Below are 15,888 nucleotides of genomic sequence, written 5' to 3' on the forward strand. Positions count from 1 at the left end.
AAAACTGTGAAATCGAGAACTTGTGATTTCGAGAGCGAATGGAAAGATGAGGGAATGACCATCCAGAGTGACCGGGCGCGGGATGCCCTGCTCGACGCCGCCGAAGAGCTGTTCGCGCGCAATGGGATCGATGCGGTATCGAACAGGCGCATCGTCGAACACGCGGGGGCTGCGAATCACTCGGCGATCGCTTACCATTTCGGCGGCCGCGAGGGGCTGCTGCGCGCACTCGTCGAGCGCCACCATGACGAAATGGCTCGGCGCAGGCGTGAGCTGACGGAGCAGCTGGGCGAGACGCCGAACATCCACGAGCTCGTCACGACTCGTCTGCGCCCGCTCATCGAGCTGCTCGACAGTCTTCCGAAGCCGAGCTGGCGGGCGCAGTTCATGTCTCAGATCTCGGCTGTCCCCTCCGCCGTCGAGGTGGCCAAAGAGGTGATCGGGGACGCGGACCTGCCCGATGACCTGCGATTCATCAACGGAGCGGTCGACGGGATCCCCGAAGGGGTTCTGCGCGGTCGCGCCTATCTGCTGGGGAGCATGGTCGTCGGCGTCTGCGCCGACCAGGAGGCGAAGATGAATGAAGACGCCAATAAGGGCAGCTGGGAACAGGTCGGCCGCTTCCTCATCGATGCGGCGGCGGGAATGCTCGGGGCACCGGTGACCGACCCGGACGGTGCCGTGCGCTACCCGAGCGTTCCCCTGCTCTGATCAGCTGACAGCCCCGCCCGAATCTCCTGTTATTACTACCTGACGGCGGCCCAGCAACCTCGATCCTTCTATGTCTTGTCAAGCGGGTTGAGGAACGGTATCTAGCGCGTTGAGGATCTTGTAGACCCGGCGCGCTAGATATCGTTTGAGGTTGCGCTTGATCTCCCTCTTGGATTTCTTCGTCGGTTCTTCACCGTAGTGGCGGGCCACGTAGTTCCTGGTCCGTTCGTCATGGACCATCCGGTTCATGATCACCGTGTGTAGGGCCCGGTTCAACTGCCGATCCCCGCCCCGGTTCAACCGGTGCCGGCGCGTGTTGCCCGACGACGCAGGTATCGGGTTCACTCCCGCCAGAGCTGCGAACGCGGCCTCGTTCCGCACCCGCCCCGGGTGGGACCACGCGGTGAAGCACACAGCGGCGCTGAATGGGCCGATCCCGGGCTCATCCAGCAAGGGTGCGGCCGGACTGGCTTCAACAAGCTCGGTGAGCCTGTCATGGTTGGTCTGCAGATCATCGTTCAAAGCGAGGACGCGTTTGGCCAGACGGATCGCTTCTTCCCGGGCGGTGGACAAGTCGACGTCTTCGTTGCGGGTTCGCCATTTCGCGATCTCGTCGACCTGGTCACTGTTCAATGACTTGCGGGCATCGATGCCAAGATCGATGGTGCGCACCAGCGCGGTCAGAGAGTTGATCGCACGAGTCCGTTCCGTACTCATCGCGTCCCGGGCTGACAGCAGGACACGCAGCGCCTGCCGGACACCTTCACCGTGACGCGGCCACCGCAGTTGATCGGCGTCGAGAGGCAATACAGATGCCGCGATCCGGCGGGAATCAAGCTCGTCGCTCTTACCGACACCGTGGCGGGCTTTGGCATCCATACGCCCGGCTTCGACTACCGGGTACCCGGCTGCGGCGATGTGTCCGGTCAGCACCGCACCGTACGAGGCCGCACCTTCAACGACCCAGAGGGTGTCGAGGTCACCGCTGGTGCGCCTGCCGGCCCAGGTGAGGGCTCGTTTGATTCCTGCTGACGTGGTGGGGAAGGAACGGGTTTCGACGAGAATTCCGGTGTTGGTGACGATGGAATACACGTGGTTTCTGGCGTGTGTATCAACACCGATGAAGAAACTGTATAAGTGCGCGACAATAGACATAGCGGTTCGAAGCTCCCTGTTTGACCGATGGGTTGCGTGGCCGCTTGCGGCCGGTACCGGTCCGGGTTAGAGATCACTTCGGAACAACACTGTGATGAGTCACACCCCCGGATTTTCGGGGGTGGACAGCCTTCTGATCAAGTTACCGATGTGGGCCGAGCTGGTGCCGGCCGCACCATCCATGTGATCGGACAAATCGAGGGCAAGACACCACGGTGTGAGTCAGCGCGAGGTGGAGTCACGATCACTGGACGGAGAGGCCAACACCTACTCTGCCAGCCAGTCCCAGACCAGCCACTGTCAATACTCACAGCGCGAGGTTGCTGGGCCGCCGTCAGGTAGCAATAGGGGTGTTTTGGTCAGTTGCAGCCGTCGGGGCCGCAGACCGCGCCGTCGGCGAAGTCCTCGGCCGCGTCCTTGCCTGCTGACTGCGGAGTCCCGGCGAGCACCGTGAGCTTCTGTCCCTCGTCCCAGGCCGTCTCGAGTGCCTGAGAGAAGACCTCCGCCGGTTGGGCTCCGGAGATCCCGTACTTGCGGTCGATGACGAAGAACGGGACTCCATTGGCGCCGAGCGAGCGGGCCTCACTGATATCGGCCCGTACCTCATCCGAGAATTCATCGGTTGCGAGGATCCGGCGGACCTCGACGGGATCGAGGCCGATCTCACGTCCCACCTCGGCGAGGTAGTCGACGTCACCGATGTCGCGACCCTTCTCGAAATGGCCCGAGAGCAGCACCTCCTTGGCCTCGGACATGAGTCCGTGAGTCTTGGCGAAGTGGAGGAAGCGGTGCGCGGTGAAGCTGTTGGCCACGACGATCGAGTCGAAGTCGTAGTTCAGGCCGACTCCGGCAGCCTGCTGTGTGACATGATCGAACATCTGTCGCACCTGAGCGGCGGGCATGCCCTTCATCTGACTGAGGTATTCGGTCTCGGTGCCGTCGAAGTGATCGGGCAGGCTCGGGTCGAGCTGGAAGCTGCGCCATTGGACGTCGACGTCATCCTTGTGAGCGAAGCCGTCGAGGGCATCCTCGAAGCGACGTTTTCCGATATAGCACCAGGGGCAGGCGATGTCCGACCAGATCTCAATCTTCATATCAATGCTAACCGTGCCCATCTCATGGTTATTCCGCAGGTCCGGCTCAGAACAGAGCCTGCTGCGATGGGGCGGCGAGCTGCTGCGTCGGAGCCGCTGGCACGCCCACCGTCTGCCGGTTTCGGCCCGACTCTGGGCGACCGCGCATCCGCGAGGTCGCAGGGTAGTCGTCATCGCTGCGTCCGCGCAGGTCATATCGGTCGATAAGGGGGTTGATGCGCTCACTGAGCCACCGACGATACTCCTTCGATGCGTAGGATGAGCCGGCGTACATCCTGCGATAGCGGGGGAGCAGCTCGGGGCGGTTGTGTTCGAGCCATTCGAAGAACCATTCGCGGGCGCCAGGGCGCAGGTGCAGCGCCCCGTAGACGACTCGCGCGGCTCCGGCGTCCCTGATCGCCCGAAGAGCGGATTCGAGGTGGTCACGGGAGTCGGTGAGCTTCGGCATGATCGGCATCATGAACACGGTGACAGCGAACCCGAGTTCGGCGGCCGCGCGCACGGTGGCCAGTCTGGCCTTCGTCGTCGGCGTGCCGGGCTCGAGGCTCTGCTGCAGAGCGTCGTCGTGAACGGCGATCGACATGCTGATCTCAACAGGAGCGTCTTCGGCGACGCGGGCCAGCAGAGGCAGATCCCGTCGCAGCAGCGTGCCCTTGGTCAGAATCGACATCGGAGTCGACTGTTCGGCCAGTGCGCTGATGATGCCCGGCATGAGGGAGTAGCGGCCTTCGGCGCGCTGATAGGGGTCGGTGTTCGTGCCGAGTGCGACATGGTCTCGCTTCCATGTCGGACGCGCCACCTCGGCGGCGAGGACGTCGGCGATATTGATCTTGACGACGACCTGGCGATCGAAGTCGGTCCCGGAATCGAGATCGAGGTAACGGTGAGTGTTCCTGGCGAAGCAGTACACGCAGGCGTGTGAGCAGCCGCGGTAGGGGTTGACGGTCCAGGAGAAGGGCATCGAGCTGGACTGGGGAACCCTGTTCAGCGCCGACTTCGCCAGCACCTCGTGGAAGGTGATTCCTGAGAATTCCGGCGTCTGCACCGACCGGACCAGTCCCTTCGTCCCGAAGAGGACAGGTGTGCTGGGGTCGGTGCTGGCGCTCGCTTCGTTCCACCGCATGACATCAGTCGAACACGAGTTCGAATGTGGGTCAAGGGTGGGGCATTGCGTTCAGACGGGGTCAGGAAACGCGCAGTCCCTTGAACTCGCTGCGGTGGAAGACCAGGGCCTCGGGTCCGTCGTCATTGCGAGTGCCGAGGATCTCGAGCAGGGCCACGGTGTGGTCGCCGGCCGCGACCTCATCGTAGAGCCGGGTCCAGAGGAACGCTGAGCTGCCGGGGATCGTCAGTGCGCCTCCGGCAGTGACCTCAGGGCTGACGCCGGTGAATCGTCGACTGCGATCCTTCGCCGCCAACTGCCTGGCCAGGTGCTCTTGGTCGGTGCCCAGCAGGGAGATCCCCAGCTCGGGAGCTCGACGCAGGGTGGGCCAGGTGGTCGATGTGTTCTGGACGGCGACGCTGACCAAGGGTGGGTCGAGGGAGACGCCGACGGTGAGGGTGGAGGCGACGAGACCCAGGGGCGCCGCATCGATTTCGGCGCCGATGAAGGCGACCCCCTGGGGGAAATGGGAGAAGGCCTCGCGGAGAGCCTCGGGTGTTGCGGGGGTCACCGGGGCCGGTGACTGTGCGGTGCGGTCTGCCAAGAGTGTCATTCCTTCACCTCTGCGTTCGTGTGGTCGTCGGTGTCTCAGATGCCGGCTGATGCGATGACGCTCGCTGATCCGTTGAGCAATCCAAGAGTGTGGGTTCGTCTGTCGGAATTGTTGAGGTTGATCATTGCAAAGCGGAGGCGCCGGTGTCGTGGCCGAGGTCATATGAAGACGACTTATGACCGCATATGACGCTGAGAGTCGGGGCGTGACGGAAACGTGCGGCCGGTGACGGGGTTCGGGCATAGATTGCTCAGCGAATCATGCGCTCGTCAGGCAGCGAGCCTCCCGAACCCCGCCGCAGAGGAGAACCCTATGACGCAGACGCCGGTCACCGCACCGAGCACCCAGGACCCGCCGCAGCGGTTCCTGTCCGGAAAGAAGCGGGTGCTGGCCTCGGCCTTCGCCGGGACGACGATCGAGTGGTACGACTTCTACCTCTACGGCACCGCCGCGGCCCTGATCTTCAACGTCCAGTTCTTCCCCTCCGACAGTGAGCTCGGCAGCCGACTCGCGTCCTTCGCTACTCTCGCCGTCGGATTCTTCGCTCGGCCCTTGGGCGGAATCGTCGCCGGCCACCTCGGCGACCGTGTAGGTCGCAAGGCTCTGCTCGTCGTCTCCCTTCTGTCCATGGGGACGGCGTCGACGCTCATCGGCCTGGTCCCGAACTTCGACGCCATCGGCTGGTGGGCCGCTGTCTCCCTCGTCGTTCTGCGTATCGTCCAGGGCCTGTCGGCAGGTGCCGAATGGGGCGGATCGGCTCTGCTGTCCGTCGAACATGCACCCGCCCGCAAACGCGGTCTCTTCGGATCCTTCACCCAGATCGGATCTGCGGCGGGAATGCTGTTGGCGACCAGCTCCTTCTTCCTCGTCCAGAACCTGATGAGTGATGAAGCGTTCGAGGCCTTCGGCTGGCGCATCCCCTTCCTCGCCTCCGCGCTGCTCGTGGCACTGGGACTGTGGATCCGCCTCGGCGTCTCCGATGCGCCTGAGTTCCAGGAGCTCAAGGATTCCGGAAAGGTCGCCAAAGCACCGCTGCGGGAGGTGCTGACCGCTCATCCGCGGGTCCTGCTCGTCACCATCGGACTGCGCCTGGCACAGAACAGCGTCTTCTACCTCATCACCGTCTACATGCTCAGCTACCTGGCGGAGAATCGCGGCGATTCGACCTCGGGAGTCACAGCCGTCATGATCGCCTCGGCGGTCGGACTGGTGACCGGACCGGCTTGGGGGTGGGCCTCGGACCGGATCGGTCGCAAGCCCGTGACGATCTTCGGACTCATCGGCATCGCAGTATTCGGCTGGTTCTTCTTCGCCTTCCTCGACGCAGGTCCGCTGGGACTGCTGCCCCTGGTCGTCATCCTCGGCATGAATCTCGCCCACGATGCCGTCTATGGTCCCCAGGCGGCCTGGTTCGCCGAACAGTTCCCCATCGAAGTCCGCTACTCGGGTGTGAACATGGGCTACCAGCTGGGCACCGTCATCGGCGGCGGAATCATGCCGATGGTCGCGGCCCTGCTCTACGTCGCCGGCGGCCACTCGCCGTGGCTCATCTGCGGCTACCTCACCCTGCTGTGCGTCCTCTCGCTCATCGCCGCCATCGGCGCCAAAGATCCTGCCCGAGCGCTCGCGCGCACCGCGGCCTGAACACACCCGCCGGTACGTCGGCCCGCACCCATCGCACCACCATGATTAGGAGACTCCTATGACGAAACCGATTCTGCTCAACGCCTTCGACATGATGACCCCGGTCCACCAGTCACCCGGACTGTGGCGCCACCCGGAATCGAGAGTCGACGAACTCACCCAACTGTCCTTCTGGACGGACCTGGCCAAGACCCTCGAGGACGGCGGATTCTCCTCCCTCTTCCTCGCCGACATCCTCGGCGTCTATGACGTGTACGGCGGCAACGCGGATGTCACGAACCGTGGGGGAGTGCAGTTCCCACTGCTCGACCCCCTCGTCGCCGTCCCCGCCATGGCCGCAGCCACGACGACGCTGGGATTCGGCGTGACCGCCTCGGTGACCTATGAGAAGCCCTACCTGCTCGCCCGCACCCTGACCACCCTCGATCACTTCACGAACGGACGTGTGGCCTGGAACATCGTCACCAGCTATGTCGACTCCGCTGCCCGCAACCTCGGGCTCAAGGGCCAGATCCCGCACGATGAGCGCTACGACCGGGCCGATGAGTTCATGGAGGTCATGTACAAGCTGTTCGAGGGCTCGATCACTCCGGACGCACTCAAAGCCGATGCCGACGCCAACGTCTTCGTCGACCCGAACGAGGTCCACGACATCGGCCACGACGGCAAGTTCTTCACCGTCCCCGGTCAGGCGCTCGCCGTCCCCGGACCGCAGGGCACCCCGCTGCTCTTCCAGGCCGGCGCATCCAAACGCGGCCAGGAATTCGCGCTCGACCACGCCGAGGCGATCTTCTTCTCCGGACCGACCCCGGAGATCCTGCGCAGCTGGGTCGACAAGGTCCGTGACGGACTCGAAGAGCGCGGACGCGCCCGTGACGCGGTGAAGATCTTCGCTCTGGCCACCGTCATCGTCGACGACACTGACGAAGCCGCCGAGGCTCGCCTGGCCGACTATCGCCGCTACGTCGACACCGAATCCGCGCTGTCCCTGTTCGGCGGATGGACCGGAGTCGACCTCTCGGGAGCTGACCCCGAAGACACCCTCGAATACGTCTCGACCGAAGCCAACCAATCCGCGCTCGCCTCCTTCACCACCATGGCCGGAGACAAACCCTGGACGATTCGGGACCTCGCGGAGTTCGTCGCCCTCGGCGGACGCGGACCGGTCATCACTGGATCGCCGGAGACCATCGTCGACGAGTTCGAACGGTGGATGACCGAAGCCGATATCGACGGATTCAACATCGCCGCGGCCGTGCGCCCGGCCGATGCCGAACGCTTCACGAAGTACGTCTCGCCCGAACTGCGCCGCCGCGGACTCCTGCCCGAACCGACCGCAGGTGCCACGGTGCGCGAGCAGCTCACCGGGGCCGGCCCCCGCCTGGCCGAGGACCACACGGGTGCCCGGTTCCGCCTCGGCGAGGGTGCCCGCGTCTGATCACACGGGGTCCGACGAATCGGGGAACGGCCGTGGGGCATAATGGTCTGCGGCCGTTTTCCGATCCGTGAACCGAACTGAGACCGCGAATGAGTGCATCGACTCCGCTGACCACCACTGATGATTCGGGCGATCGCGGATACCGGCGCAGAGCTCTCGTCGCCGCGGCTGTCGGCTACGGACTCGACGGCTTCGACCTCCTCATTCTCAGCTTCGCCCTATCGGGCATCATCGCCTCATTCGGGCTCAGCGACATCGCAGCCGGGTCCCTGTCGACGATCACTCTGCTTGGCGCAGTGGTCGGCGGAATCGTCTTCGGTGCCCTCGCTGACCGTCACGGCCGGGTACGGGTGCTCACCTGGACGGTCCTCATCTTCGCGGTGTTCACCGGACTGTCGGCGCTGGCACAGGGGTATTGGGATCTCGCGGCCTACCGGTTCATCGCCGGAATCGGAATCGGCGGTGAGTTCGGCATCGGCATGGCCCTGGCCGCCGAGGCGGTGCGTGCCGACCAGCGAGCGCGGGCCACATCATGGGTGGGAGTGGGGTTCCAACTCGGCGTATTCGCCGCAGCCGTCGTCTCGGCTCCCGTCATCGCCCTGTGGGGTTGGCGGGCACTGTTCGTCATCGGACTCGTCCCCGCTGTCTTCGCTTTCGTCATCCGTCGCGGAGTCGAGGAGCCGGAGACTTTCATCCGGGCCCGGGAGCACAAGGAGACGGAGGCCGAAGTCGCCCGTGGGAACCTCGATACGGACGGAGTGCCGACCTCCTTCGGTGCGAAGATCGCCGCGCTGTTCAAGGATCGGGAGACGGTGAAGATCACCCTGGCCCTGACGATTCTCACCAGCGTGCAGAACTTCGGCTACTTCGGCATCATCACCTGGCTGCCGAACTACCTGTCCGAGCAGATGGATCTGGGAGTCACCAAGGGTTCGCTGTGGACAGCGGTGACGGTCATGGGAATGCTCGCCGGGATCCTCATCTTCGGCCAGGTCGCCGACCGCCTCGGTCGACGTCCCGCCTTCTGGATCTTCCAGGCCGGAGCCATCGTCACCATCCTCGCCTACAGCCAGCTCACCGATCCGAGTGCTCTGCTGGCCGGCGGATTCTTCATGGGCGCCTTCGCCAACGGAATGCTGGGAGGCCATGGGGCGCTGCTTGCCGAGCTCTATCCCACGGCGATCAGGGCGACGGCGCAGAACGTCATCTTCAACATCGGCCGTGCCCTCGGGGGGCTGGCACCGGTCGTCATCGCCCTTCTTGCGGGGCATCTCGGCTTCGGCTTCGCTCTGGCGCTGCTGCCGATCATCTACCTCATCCAATTCCTCGCTATGTTCCTCATTCCGGAGCGCCGCGGCCACCGCCTCGACTGAGCTGTGAGTGCGGTTGCAGCGTTTCCGGGTGCGCTGTGCCTGCACCGGCGTTCGTGACGAACTGTGACGGCAGGTGACAGCGCGCGGCCGCCGCGACACCATACTTGTCGACTGTGACTTCGACAGATCCCGCCGCGAACGCGGCACAGACACCCTCTGCGGCCGCTCAGAACAGGCAGGCCGGAACGCAGACTCCGCGCATCGTCTCCTCGGCGGCCGATATCCATTCGATCCTCGCTGAATTCGGCTCTCAGGGTACGAAGACGACGGCGGTGATCATCCTCGCGCTCGGCGGGATCTTCATGGACGCCTACGACTTCTCGTCCCTGGCCTTCGGCATCACCGCCATCCAGGAGCAGTTCGGCCTCAACGGCTTCATGACCGGACTCGTCAACGCCTCGATCATGGTCGGTGCCGTCATCGGCGCTCTCTTCGGCGGATACCTCGTCGACCGGTTCGGGCGGTACCGACTCTTCATGGCCGATATGGTCTTCTTCGTCGTCGCAGCCATCGGCTGCGCCGTGGCACCGAACGAATGGGTCCTCATCGCCTTCCGCTTCGTCATGGGCATCGGCGTCGGTCTCGACCTGCCGGTGGCGATGGCCTTCCTCGCCGAATTCTCCAAGCTCAAAGGCAAGGGGAACCGCTCGCAGCGGGTCAACGCCTGGTCGCCGGCCTGGTACTTCGCCACCGGTATGGGCTACGTCATCGTGCTCATCATCTTCATCACCCTGCCCTACGACCAACATGCCATTCTGTGGCGCATCGTCGTCGGCTTCGGTGCCGTGCCCGCCCTCATCGTCCTCCTCGTTCGTCGCCGCTACCTTGCCGAATCACCCGAATGGCTGGCCAACCAGGGCGATCTGCGCGGCGCCGTCGAAGTCATGCGCAGCCATCACAACCTCAATGTCGAACTCGCTCCCGAGGGGGAACGCGAGACCGCGAACGCCTCGGACAGTTCGGCCAAGGGCGGACGGTGGGCCGGGTTCGCCGAACTCTTCTCCCCGCGCTACCGGGTCCGTACGATCGTCGCTCTCTGCGTCTCCGTGTTCTCGACGTTCGGCTACAACGCCGTCGCCTACGGCACCCCGCTCATCATCACCACGCTCTTCCACCAGACTCCGCTGATCACGATCATCGCCTCACTGGTCATCAATCTGGGCTTCGGCACGCTCGGGGGACTCCTGGGCATGAGCATCGTCAACCGCTTCGGGACCCGGAGGATCACCCTGTTCGGATTCGTGATCCAAGCCCTGGCGCTGGGAACGCTGGCGATCGTGGGCATCCCGAACGGGGCTCTCGTCCTCGTCGCGGTGGCCATGCTCGCTGCGTTCGTCTTCGCTCAAGCCGGGGGACCGGGAGCGAACCTCATGAACTATGCGACCCTGTCGTATCCGACCCGTCTGCGCGGTATCGGCATCGGTTTCAACCAGTCGGTCCTGCGTGCCTTCTCGATCGTCTCACTCATCATGTTCCCGATCCTTGCGGCCTCCCTGGGCACCGGTGTGTTCTGGATCGTCGCCTGCGCACCGTTGGCGGGTGCGATCGCCGTCGGCATCGTCGCCTGGGATCCGACGGCCAAGGACGTCGAGCACGAAGACTGAGGCCCGCGACCGGCGGTGACTGCCCAGAGCAGTGCACTTCAGATGGGACGTGCCCGAGCGGCCATGACCAGCGGGAACGGTCACATTGAGAATGAATGGTATGCCATCGAGTGAAATGCTCGTTCGGCTGTTCCCCGGCCGCGTCCCCGAGCGACCCGGATGCGGTTGCGAGTCGCATATCTAAGGCTGCAGCGAAATCGCCCGGCCTGACTCATTGCCAGTGGGGTGTGAGCTGGGTTACTCTGAATCGGTCAGATGAACGGTGTCACAGAGCTGTGTTTACTTTTTTGGTATCCCAGTTTGGGCGCTGACCGGATCCAAGGAGTGGACTGCATGAGGAAGACCGAATCGGCGGAGGCACCAGTGCCCACACGCCTGGGGCCCAGCCCCGAACAGTTGGCGGCTCATCGCATCAGTCCGCGCTTCTACAACGCCGATCTCGCCCCATCCCGCAAGGAGGGGCGCAGTTGGACGGCCTACAGCGTCTTCACCCTGTGGGCCAACGACGTGCACTCTCTGGGCAACTACGGCTTCGCACTCGGACTCTTCGCACTCGGCCTCGGGGCCTGGCAGATCCTCGTCGCCCTCCTCGTCGGTGCAGCCCTGCTGTTCTTCCTGCTCACCCTCTCCGGTTTCATGGGCTACAAGACAGGCGTGCCCTATCCCGTGATGAGCCGGATCTCCTTCGGCATCCACGGGGCCCAGCTGGCCGCCTCGGTGCGGGGCATCGTCGCCATCGCCTGGTTCGGCATCCAGACCTACCTGGCCTCGAGCGTCCTCAACGTCATGCTGCTGACGATGTTCCCCGGACTGCAGTCATGGGCCGATGCCGAATTCCTCGGACTCTCCGGGCTCGGCTGGTTCTCCTTCACCCTGCTGTGGGTCATCCAAGTCATCATCGTCAGCTACGGGATGGAGATGATCCGCCGCTACGAAGCCATCGCCGGACCGATCATCCTCGTGACCTTCCTCGCCCTGGCCGTCTGGATGCTCATCCGCGTCGACTTCTCCATCGCGTGGTCGACCGACGACGCGCTCAGCGGCTGGGAGATGTGGGCGCACATCTTCGGCGGAGGCGCATTATGGGTGTCCATCTACGGCACCTTCGTGCTCAACTTCTCCGACTTCACGAGGGCCGCGAAGAAGCGCGGCTCGATCGTCGTCGGCAACTTCTGGGGCATCCCGGTGAACATGCTCGTCTTCGGACTCGTCGTCATCTCGCTGGCCGGCGCCCAGTACAAGATCGACGGCACCGTCATCACCTCACCGGCCGATATCGTCCAGTCGATCGGCAGTCCTGTCCTGCTCGTGCTGGCTTCCCTGTCTCTTCTCCTGCTCACCGTCGCAGTCAACCTCATGGCGAACTTCGTCGCCCCGACCTATGCGCTGACGAACTTGTTCCCGCGCCACCTGAACTTCCGCAGCGCCGCCATCATCTCCGCCGTCATCGGCTTCGTCATCCTGCCCTGGAACCTGTATGACTCACCAGTGGTCATCGTCTACTTCCTCGGTGGACTCGGCGCCCTGCTCGGACCCCTGTTCGGCGTGATCATGGTCGACTACTGGGTGGTGCGCAGAACGAAGGTCAATGTGCCTCAGCTCTACACCGAAGCCGGCGACGGTGAGTACTTCTACCACCGCGGAGTCAACTGGCGAGCCATCGGAGCCTTCATCCCCGCCTCGGCGATCTCACTGGTCTTCGCACTCGTGCCCGCGTTCTCCGGCATCTCCGAGTTCTCCTGGTTCTCCGGGGCCGCGATCGCCGCGCTCATCTACTTCGTCATCGCCCGCCGCGACTTCACCTTCCGTGAGGTCGACGGTGAGGAGATCGCCGTCCCGACCCATCACTGATCGGAGCCGAATCGTGAGAATCCTCGTCGTCAACGTCAATACGACCGAGTCCATGACCGAGGGCATCGCCCGCGTGGCACGGCAGGCCGCCTCGGCGGGAACCGAGATCATCGGTCTGACCCCCGAATTCGGAGCCGAATCCTGCGAAGGCAACGTCGAAAGCCATCTCGCGGCGCTCGGCGTCATGGACGCCGTCCTGAAATATCCCGGCGAATTCGACGCCGTGATCCAGGCCGGGTACGGAGAGCACGGCCGCGAGGGCCTGCAGGAGCTGTTGGATGTGCCCGTCGTCGACATCACCGAGGCGGGGGCGGCCCTGGCGATGTTCCTCGGCCGCCGCTATTCCGTCGTCACCACGCTCGACCGGACCCTCCCGCTCATCGAGGACAGACTGCTGCTGGCCGGTCTCGACTCCCACTGCGTGTCCGTGCGGGCATCGGGAATGGCCGTGCTCGAGCTCGAAGAGAATCCGCAGGCTGCGATCGAGGCGATCACCGATCAGGCCGCCGAGGCGGTCGACCGTGACCGTGCCGAGGTCATCGTGCTCGGCTGCGGTGGGATGGCCGAGCTCGGGGCGACGATCACGGAACGCTGTGCCGTGCCCGTCGTCGACGGGGTCGCTGCCGCCGTGCGCGTGGCCGAATCACTCGTCGGACTGGGGCTGAGCACGTCGAAGGTGCGCACCTATGCGCCCGCCCGTGAGAAGAAGCTCAGCGGCTGGCCGCTCGGTCAGTCGACGTCGGCCGGATCCGCTGCGGCAGGCTCTGCATCCTCTGCGGCCGGGACCGCGACGGACTCGGCCGCAGCAGGTTCGGCGGGATCGGCGGCGGCAGGTTCGGCCTGAGCTTCTTCGGGTCCGGTCTCGGCCAACCGCTTCGAATGCTTGTCGTGCTGCTCCTGACTCGTTCCCAGATGACGACCGGCCAGCGACCCGGCCAGCGTCTGATCCCGGCGGGCGATGGCGTCGAAGAGCTCGGCATGCTCGGTGGCGACGACGGCAAGGTCATCATGCTGACTCAGCTGCCACCGCATCCGTGAATCCAGCAGGGCACCGATCTCGCCGAGGAGCTCATTGCCCGAGAGCTCGGTGACGATGGCGTGGAATTCCGCGGCACAGCGATGGGCACCGGCGACGTCCCCGGCATCGGCGAGCTCTCGGCCCTTGAGCATCGTGGCCTCCAGTCGGGCCAGGCCCTCGCGGGTATGGCGCTGAGCGGCGAGTTCGAACGAGAGGACGTCGAAGACCGTGCGCACCTCGTTGAGGTCGGCGATGTCGCTGGGGGAGAACTCCCTGACCGTCGACCAGGTGTTGGGCCGGTTCGTCACCAGCCCTTCCGAGGCGAGCTTCTTCAGCGCCTCGCGGATGGGCACCCGTGAGACGCCGAGCTCGGTGGCGAGGTTGCGTTCGACGAGCCGTGAACCCGGTCGACGGTGGCCTTCGATGATCTCATTGCGCAGCGCCTCGGTGACCCGCATGGTCTCCGACTGGGGACTCTCGGCAGACTTCATCCGGTCCCTCACCTCACTGTGAGCGCTTCATGGCACGGCCCAGAGTATCGAGCCCGACCGAGCCGAGACCCAGCGCCCGGGTGTGGAAGTCCTTGAGATCGAAATCGGCACCCGCCGCAGCCTTCGCCTCGTCACGGTACTGCTCCCACAGTCTCTGACCGATCTTGTAGCTCGGTGCCTGCCCGGGCCAGCCGAGGTAGCGGTCGAGCTCGAAGGCCAGGAACGACCGGTCCATGGCCACATTGTCGGTGAGGAACTGCCACGCCTTCTCCCGGTTCCAGATCCCGCCGCCGAGGCTCTCAGGTGCCTCGAGGCCGAGGTGGAAGCCGATGTCGAGGACGACACGGGCGGCACGCAGCCGCTGCGAATCGAGCATGCCGAGATAGTCGCCGGGATCGTCGAGGAACCCGAGATCGGCCATGAGCTTCTCCGCGTACAGCGCCCACCCCTCACCGTGGCCGGATACCCAGCACATGAGGCGGCGCCAGCGGTTGAGGGTGTCGGAGACGTAGGTGGCCTGACCGACTTGGAGATGGTGGCCGGGCACACCCTCGTGGTAGACGGTGGTCTTCTCCTGCCAGGTGGCGAAGTCCGTGACGCCTTCGGGCACCGACCACCACATGCGGCCGGGTCGGGAGAAATCGTCGGTCGGGCCGGTGTAGTAGATGCCGCCGGTGGCCGAAGGCGCGATCATGCACTCGATCGTGCGCACGGGTTCGGGAATGTCGAAATGGGACTTGCCGAGTTCGCGGATCGCCTCATCGGCCACACCCTGCATCCAGTCCCGCAGCGCCTCGGTGCCGTGCAGGGTCCGCTGCGGGGCGTTGTTGAGAGCGTCCATGACCTCGAACAGGTCGGCGCCGGGCATGATTTTCTCTGCCACTTCTCGCTGTTCGGCGTCGATGCGCTCGAGTTCTTCGAGGCCCCATGCATAGGTTTCATCGAAGTCCACTTCGGCGCCGAGGAAGTCGCGGGAATACAGCGCGTATGCTTCGCGACCGCACGCTTCGTCGTCACCGGCGGCGGGCAGCACCTGTTCGCCGAGGAATTCGGCCAGGTCCGAGGCGGACTTGCGGGCCGCCTCGGCGTGGGTGTCGAGATCCGAACGCAGAGCGTCGGGAACATCGGCACCGGCGACGAGACGATCGAAGTTGCTGCCGGGCTCGGCCAGGGCGCGGGCCTGTTCGATGACCTTCTCGACCTGGATACGGGCGGCGACGCGACCGTTGTCACGCGCCATCGCCAGGGACTCCTGGTATCCGGCCAGCGAGCCGGGCACGGCAGCCAGGGTGGTCGAAATCGTCTCCCAATCGGCCACGGTATCCGTGGGCATGAGGTCGAAGGCGTCGCGGACCTGCTGCAGCGGCGATTCGATGACATTGAGGCTGGCGTGCTTGATTCCGGCGGCGAAGTAGTCCCGGTCGACGCCGAGGCGATCACGCATCGCATCGATGGTCACGAGGTCGACATCGTCGAGGTCGGAAGAGTCCGCGACATCATCGAGGCGAGCCAGCGTCCGCACGGTGACATCATTGAGCGCGGAGAGTCCGGCCGGCGAGAAGTCGTCGAAGCCCTGTGCACCGTCGAGTCCGAGGTAGAGGGCGAGAGAGGGGGAGAGGGCGAGCATGTCATCGACGTAGTCTTCAGCGACCGCATCGACGGCGGAGGAGGTTCTCTTCACAGTCATGATGACCACCCTATCGCGAGCTGGGTCACATCCGCGGTGGACCGGACCACGCAATCGTCGCGAACCCGCTAATGTGTCACTGTTCCCCGCAGGCAGCAGAAAGTGAG

Annotated in this window: 13 protein-coding genes; 7 read left to right on the forward strand and 6 right to left on the reverse strand. The window is 64.7% G+C overall.

Annotated elements, in window-relative coordinates:
• The first annotated feature begins 54 nt into the window (after positions 1-54).
• Positions 55-711 carry a TetR/AcrR family transcriptional regulator gene (locus ACOZ9V_RS07010; protein WP_139469571.1) on the forward strand — a complete coding sequence of 219 codons (657 nt, stop codon included), beginning with the start codon at positions 55-57 and terminating at the stop codon, positions 709-711.
• Between the two features lie 78 nt (positions 712-789).
• Here ACOZ9V_RS07010 and ACOZ9V_RS07015 read toward each other — a convergent pair whose 3' ends face one another.
• From ACOZ9V_RS07015 to ACOZ9V_RS07030, 4 genes are all read right to left on the reverse strand, one after another.
• Complete coding sequence (locus tag ACOZ9V_RS07015; RefSeq protein ID WP_434589899.1) at positions 790-1,866, reverse strand: IS110 family transposase; 1,077 nt, start codon at positions 1,864-1,866, stop codon at positions 790-792.
• A gap of 359 nt (positions 1,867-2,225) precedes the next feature.
• Positions 2,226-2,960: a DsbA family oxidoreductase gene (locus tag ACOZ9V_RS07020; RefSeq protein ID WP_434594726.1), complete on the reverse strand. Its 735-nt coding sequence runs from the start codon at positions 2,958-2,960 to the stop codon at positions 2,226-2,228.
• 46 nt (positions 2,961-3,006) lie between these two features.
• On the reverse strand, positions 3,007-4,083 hold the full coding sequence (locus ACOZ9V_RS07025) for an Rv2578c family radical SAM protein (RefSeq protein ID WP_434594729.1): 1,077 nt from the start codon (positions 4,081-4,083) through the stop codon (positions 3,007-3,009).
• Between the two features lie 61 nt (positions 4,084-4,144).
• Entirely contained in the window at positions 4,145-4,675 is a 531-nt protein-coding gene (locus ACOZ9V_RS07030) for a flavin reductase family protein (RefSeq protein ID WP_172168807.1), read from the reverse strand.
• Between the two features lie 312 nt (positions 4,676-4,987).
• On the opposite strand from ACOZ9V_RS07030, the gene ACOZ9V_RS07035 reads away from it, so the two are divergent.
• From ACOZ9V_RS07035 to ACOZ9V_RS07060, 6 genes are all read left to right on the forward strand, one after another.
• Positions 4,988-6,319 (forward strand): MFS transporter, encoded by a 1,332-nt coding sequence (locus ACOZ9V_RS07035; RefSeq protein WP_139469567.1) that lies wholly within the window; start codon positions 4,988-4,990, stop codon positions 6,317-6,319.
• A gap of 58 nt (positions 6,320-6,377) precedes the next feature.
• Positions 6,378-7,757: an LLM class flavin-dependent oxidoreductase gene (locus ACOZ9V_RS07040; RefSeq protein ID WP_434594733.1), complete on the forward strand. Its 1,380-nt coding sequence runs from the start codon at positions 6,378-6,380 to the stop codon at positions 7,755-7,757.
• A gap of 89 nt (positions 7,758-7,846) precedes the next feature.
• Positions 7,847-9,130 carry an MFS transporter gene (locus tag ACOZ9V_RS07045; RefSeq protein ID WP_434594736.1) on the forward strand — a complete coding sequence of 428 codons (1,284 nt, stop codon included), beginning with the start codon at positions 7,847-7,849 and terminating at the stop codon, positions 9,128-9,130.
• A 113-nt stretch (positions 9,131-9,243) separates the two neighbouring features.
• A complete protein-coding gene (locus ACOZ9V_RS07050) occupies positions 9,244-10,734 on the forward strand; it encodes an MFS transporter (protein WP_139469564.1) in 1,491 nt (496 codons plus the stop codon).
• A 333-nt stretch (positions 10,735-11,067) separates the two neighbouring features.
• Positions 11,068-12,585, forward strand: coding sequence for an NCS1 family nucleobase:cation symporter-1 (locus ACOZ9V_RS07055; RefSeq protein WP_139469563.1), 1,518 nt, complete (start codon positions 11,068-11,070; stop codon positions 12,583-12,585).
• Positions 12,586-12,598: 13 nt separating this feature from the next.
• Positions 12,599-13,429 carry an aspartate/glutamate racemase family protein gene (locus ACOZ9V_RS07060; protein ID WP_139469562.1) on the forward strand — a complete coding sequence of 277 codons (831 nt, stop codon included), beginning with the start codon at positions 12,599-12,601 and terminating at the stop codon, positions 13,427-13,429.
• On the opposite strand, the gene ACOZ9V_RS07065 is transcribed toward ACOZ9V_RS07060, so the two are convergent.
• Together ACOZ9V_RS07065 and ACOZ9V_RS07070 are read right to left on the reverse strand one after the other, a co-directional pair.
• Positions 13,315-14,094, reverse strand: a complete 780-nt coding sequence (locus ACOZ9V_RS07065; protein ID WP_139469561.1) for a GntR family transcriptional regulator — start codon at positions 14,092-14,094, stop codon at positions 13,315-13,317. The genes ACOZ9V_RS07060 and ACOZ9V_RS07065 overlap by 115 nt on opposite strands.
• Before the next feature lie 13 nt (positions 14,095-14,107).
• A complete protein-coding gene (locus ACOZ9V_RS07070; protein WP_434594741.1) occupies positions 14,108-15,781 on the reverse strand; it encodes a DUF885 domain-containing protein in 1,674 nt (557 codons plus the stop codon).
• Between the last annotated feature and the right edge of the window lie 107 nt (positions 15,782-15,888).

This window comes from Brevibacterium sp. 1718, from assembly GCF_051131255.1.
GTDB classification, from domain to species: domain Bacteria; phylum Actinomycetota; class Actinomycetes; order Actinomycetales; family Brevibacteriaceae; genus Brevibacterium; species Brevibacterium sediminis.

Bases quoted from the DNA above. Each gene is read 5' to 3' on its own strand.
- ACOZ9V_RS07055 (WP_139469563.1), top strand. From the start codon at position 11,068: ATGAGGAAGACCGAATCGGCGGAGGCACCAGTGCCCACACGCCTGGGG.
- ACOZ9V_RS07010 (WP_139469571.1), top strand. From the start codon at position 55: ATGACCATCCAGAGTGACCGGGCGCGGGATGCCCTGCTCGACGCCGCC.
- ACOZ9V_RS07015 (WP_434589899.1), bottom strand. From the start codon at position 1,866: ATGTCTATTGTCGCGCACTTATACAGTTTCTTCATCGGTGTTGATACA.
- ACOZ9V_RS07065 (WP_139469561.1), bottom strand. From the start codon at position 14,094: ATGAAGTCTGCCGAGAGTCCCCAGTCGGAGACCATGCGGGTCACCGAG.
- ACOZ9V_RS07040 (WP_434594733.1), top strand. From the start codon at position 6,378: ATGACGAAACCGATTCTGCTCAACGCCTTCGACATGATGACCCCGGTC.
- ACOZ9V_RS07030 (WP_172168807.1), bottom strand. From the start codon at position 4,675: ATGACACTCTTGGCAGACCGCACCGCACAGTCACCGGCCCCGGTGACC.
- ACOZ9V_RS07025 (WP_434594729.1), bottom strand. From the start codon at position 4,083: ATGCGGTGGAACGAAGCGAGCGCCAGCACCGACCCCAGCACACCTGTC.
- ACOZ9V_RS07045 (WP_434594736.1), top strand. From the start codon at position 7,847: ATGAGTGCATCGACTCCGCTGACCACCACTGATGATTCGGGCGATCGC.
- ACOZ9V_RS07070 (WP_434594741.1), bottom strand. From the start codon at position 15,781: ATGACTGTGAAGAGAACCTCCTCCGCCGTCGATGCGGTCGCTGAAGAC.
- ACOZ9V_RS07035 (WP_139469567.1), top strand. From the start codon at position 4,988: ATGACGCAGACGCCGGTCACCGCACCGAGCACCCAGGACCCGCCGCAG.
- ACOZ9V_RS07020 (WP_434594726.1), bottom strand. From the start codon at position 2,960: ATGAAGATTGAGATCTGGTCGGACATCGCCTGCCCCTGGTGCTATATC.